Annotated in this window: 3 protein-coding genes; 2 read left to right on the forward strand and 1 reads right to left on the reverse strand. The window is 61.2% G+C overall.

What is annotated here, in order from left to right; genetic code table 11:
• Window positions 1-168 precede the first annotated feature (168 nt).
• Window positions 169-1,113: an alpha/beta fold hydrolase gene (locus tag ACETK3_RS21165; RefSeq protein WP_373993582.1), complete on the reverse strand. Its 945-nt coding sequence runs from the start codon at window positions 1,111-1,113 to the stop codon at window positions 169-171.
• Window positions 1,114-1,254: 141 nt separating this feature from the next.
• On the opposite strand from ACETK3_RS21165, the gene ACETK3_RS21170 reads away from it, so the two are divergent.
• Both ACETK3_RS21170 and ACETK3_RS21175 read left to right on the forward strand, forming a co-directional pair.
• Window positions 1,255-2,304 (forward strand): LLM class flavin-dependent oxidoreductase, encoded by a 1,050-nt coding sequence (locus tag ACETK3_RS21170; RefSeq protein WP_373993583.1) that lies wholly within the window; start codon window positions 1,255-1,257, stop codon window positions 2,302-2,304.
• A gap of 189 nt (window positions 2,305-2,493) precedes the next feature.
• Complete coding sequence (locus ACETK3_RS21175) at window positions 2,494-3,807, forward strand: hypothetical protein (protein ID WP_373993584.1); 1,314 nt, start codon at window positions 2,494-2,496, stop codon at window positions 3,805-3,807.
• Window positions 3,808-4,084 lie beyond the last annotated feature (277 nt).

The raw sequence follows: 4,084 nt of genomic DNA on the forward strand, positions 1-4,084 counted from the left end.
GAACCCTTCCCTTTCCCCGGAGGTATAGCTCCGTCGAGGGGTCCTGCCCTCGCTTAAAGACGACATGGTCGTTGCAACTCCCAAAACTAAGGGGTGTTGCAACGACCACTAGAACCCAAGCGGTGAGTGCCGCCGTCGTACCTTCCGTGGGAGGTGCTTGTGGGACCGTCAGCTGCCCGCTACCCGCTGGATGAACTCGACCGTCTCGCGCTCCGTCTCGGCGCGGGTGGTGGGTTCGTTGTGGACCTCGTGGCGGACGCCGGGGAAGACGCGGGTGCGGACGTCGGCGTGGCCCGTGTCCGCCAGGCGGTTGGCCACGTGGTAGGCGCCTTCGCCGTAGTTGGTGACGGGGTCCTGGTCGCCGGCGAGGATCAGGACGGGGAGTTCCGCGGGGAGCTGTTTGTACCAGTCGTCGGAGGTGACCTGGTCGTAGAGGTCTACGAAGCCCTGCAGGAAGCGGGCGCTGAGCGGTGCGCCGAAGTTGTTGAAGGGGTCCCTGCCGTGGTCGGTCACGACGTCTGCGTCCAGGGCCACCCAGGCGGTGGGGCCGGCACCCTCGCCGAAGCGGCCCAGGAAGCCGTCGAACAGCTGGGCCACCAGTTCCTGGGGCGCGGGCTCGGCGGCGCGCTCGCCGGATGCAAGCCGCGCCAGTTCCGGCCGGTCAACCATCTTCTCGATGCCGCGCATCTGGGCGGCGATGCCGCAGAGGATCAGGCCGGAGAGCTGCGCCTGCGGGTCGGTGGCCAGGGCGCGGGCGATCATGGATCCCCAGCTGTGTCCGAACACCACGTACGGGAGCTGGGGGAGTGCTTCCCGGGCCTTGGCCTGCAGGGTGACCTCGTCCGCAACCACCACGCTGGCGGCGTCCTCGCCGGCATCGCCCCAGGTGCCCTGCTGCATGGCTGTGCGCCCGTGCCCGGAGTGGTCGCCTGCCACCACGATGAATCCCGCATCCACCAGGGTGGAGATGAGGTGGAGATAGCGGCGGGAGTGCTCGCCGAGCCCGTGGATCAGCTGCACGATGGCCTTGGGCTGCCCGATGGGTTCGTAGACCCACGCCTGGATGGTGTCGCGGCCGTTGGCGGACGTGAACTCGATTTCCTGCAGTGACATATCTTCCTCCCATGCCGGCGCCGTCGCTGGCTTGAGGCGAGCCTAACCACAATGCCGTCATGTGCGTCAATGATTGCTGGTTCATTTACGGGGCTTCCGCCTAGTCTGAACTCAGCCACGTCCCCCGCTTGAAGGAAGCCGATGCCGCACCCCGACCGTCCCCTGCGCAAGCTTGGGTTCCTCACCATTGGGCTGTTTGACCCTGCTGATCCGGCCGCGGGCCATGAGTCCACGCTGCGGATCATTGAGCTGGGGGAGCGGCTGGGGTTCGACAGTGCCTGGTTGCGCCACCGGCACCTGCAGTTCGGAATCTCATCTCCGGTGGCGGTGATGGCGGCGGCGAGCCAGCGCACGTCCCGGATTGAGCTGGGTACCGCCGTGACGCCGCTGGGCTGGGAGAATCCGCTGCGCCTGGCCGAGGATCTGGCCACGGTGGATCTGCTCGCCGGAGGACGCATCAATCCGGGCGTGAGCGTAGGGGAGCCGATGCAGTACGACACGGTGAAGCATGAGCTGTACCCGGATACCGCGGACGTGGAGGACTTCAGCTACGCCCGGGTGGAGCGGTTCGCACGTTTGGTTGCCGGGGAGCCGGTGCGGGAGTTTTCCGGCAAGCAGGGCGTGGTGGAGGAGTTCTCCAACCGCGTGGAGCCGCACTCGCCCGGGCTGCGGGAGCGCCTTTGGTACGGGGCCGGCAGCATGAAGTCAGCCGTGTGGGCAGGTTCAAGTGGCTTCAACCTGCTGTCCAGCAGCGTGATCTTCCCGGACAAGGACCAGGAGCCGGACTTTGCCCTCGTTCAGCAGTCGCAGATCCGGGCGTTCCGGGAGGCGGCTGCTGCCGCCGGGCATGCTGGGGCGCGGGTGTCCCAGGGCCTGGTGGTGATCCCCACCGACTCGGCGACTCCTGCCCAGCGGGAGAAGTACCAGCGGTATGTCGACGAACGCACTCCCCGCACTGCTGCTCCGCAGGGGCCGCAGGGCATGATGTTCGCGCCTGACCTCATTGGCACAAGTGAGCAGATCGCCGAGCAACTGTATGCGCATGCCGGTTTCCAGGAGGTGGATGAGGTGGCGTTCGCGCTGCCCTTCAGCTTCGACCACGAGGACTACGTGCAGATCCTGACCGACATTTCCGGCAAGCTGGGGCCTGGGTTGGGGTGGACGCCTGCGCGAAGCGATCGGCTGGCTTAGTGCGCTGCGATGATCGCCAAACGCTCCCGGAAGCTACTCGTCAGAGCCGTGGAAGAGTGGCAGAGCGATGCATCCTCGCCATCAGTTCCGCCTGACCTGTAAAAGCATCACGAAGGCGGTGCGTCGCCACATATCGGTTGATAGACAATATGGTGGTCTTGGTCTAACAACTTCACATTGGGGGGAAAGATGCTACAACTATCGACTTGGCAAGAGTTCGGGTTTCGTGACAACCCGTACTCCACGGATGCCATACAAACGACGGGCGAGCAGTGGCGGTTGCTAGTCGGCCGGGAAAAAGAGCTGAAAAAGATCTCCCGACAGTTGAACGGTGGAGCCCCAGTTGTTTCTCTGGAAGGAAACTTTGGCGTTGGTAAGACGAGCCTAGCCGCTGTTGCGGCTCACCAAGCAACTACCCTCCGCGCGGCTGGTGGCCCGCTGTTCATTACTACTTCTAAGCCCCTTTCGCTTCGTCCTTCGGATACCGTTGAAACATTCGAACGACGTGCCTTCCAGCAAATTGCGGCGGCGCTTATTGGCCATGCGGATGTTCTAAAAAAAGAAGGCCGGCCTCTTCGAGGGCTCGAAGACCTAAAATTATGGCTTCTTTCGCCCACAGGTAGTGGGTGGAATGCTGCTTTGGGTCTTAATCTCTCGGGTTACGGCGGAAGCCTTGGTGGAGGAAAGTCAAGAACTCCCTCAACGAGCCCTGGTTTTACCGAGGCTGGCGTTATCCAAATGATCGATGGCTGGCTTACCGAGCTTTTCCCCGACCGTTCTTCCGGTGGCGTTATCTGCTTCATAGACAACCTAGAAGAGCTGAAAGATACCAAGATTGCGCTAGACGTACTGCAACCTCTTCGCGACCCGCTTTTGAAGCGTAAAGGTGTGCGGTGGATAATCAGCGGTGCGCAGGGAATTGTGCGAGCAGCTTTTGCCAGTCAAAAAATGTATGGCGTTTTCCTCAATCCCATCGAGGTTCCGCCTATTGATTCGAAGTTGGTGCCCGACGTTATCGAACGCAGGGCGCGGCTTCTTTCGATGGGCGAGGAGGCATCTCTGCCTGTGTCCAAGCATGCCTTCCGCACGCTTTATGAATCTATTGGCTACAACTTGAGATACTCGCTAAACCTTGCTGAGCGTTTTTGCTACGATTCGGACCCAGACGAATTGGTGGCAAAGTCCGAAGAAGAGCGTGACGAAGAATTTAAGCAGTTTATTCTTCAAGAGAGTGAACTCGTGTACAAGGAGTCGGCTGAAACACTGACCAAGTCGGATTGGGCGGTGTTTGATAAACTGCTCCGGGACAAGGCGGGTTCCTGTAGTCCCAGCGATTTTGCGGACTTCGGGTACGCCGGGCCGTCGCCCCTTATAACTCGCGTAAACAAGCTAGTGGCGGCACATTTAGTCGACTACGTGATCGACGAAAGTGATTTGCGACGGAGGAGCATCAATGCGACTGATCACGGTCGGCTCGCCTTCTATAGGCACCTTCACGCTTAATTTGGCATAAGTTTTCGTAGCTGAACTCATCGGGGGATTGACGTAGTTCGCGGCTAAGCAATCGGGTAGCAGTGGAGCCTGCGGCGGCAGTATTTGGGCGCCGAAAAGTAGGTCGATCCGGCTCATAGCCCTGCTGTGAGGGATGCGTAGATAACAGGCTCTTCGCGGTTCGTGGGGAAATGGATCCCTGGAATGAGCGTCATGCCGCCGTCCTGACGGCACTTCTCAAGAGAATAACCGATTTGTAGTTGGCGGCGTTGCGGTACCCGCGGGCGGT

The sequence above is a fragment of the Arthrobacter sp. E44 genome (assembly GCF_041877125.1).
Classification (GTDB): domain Bacteria; phylum Actinomycetota; class Actinomycetes; order Actinomycetales; family Micrococcaceae; genus Arthrobacter.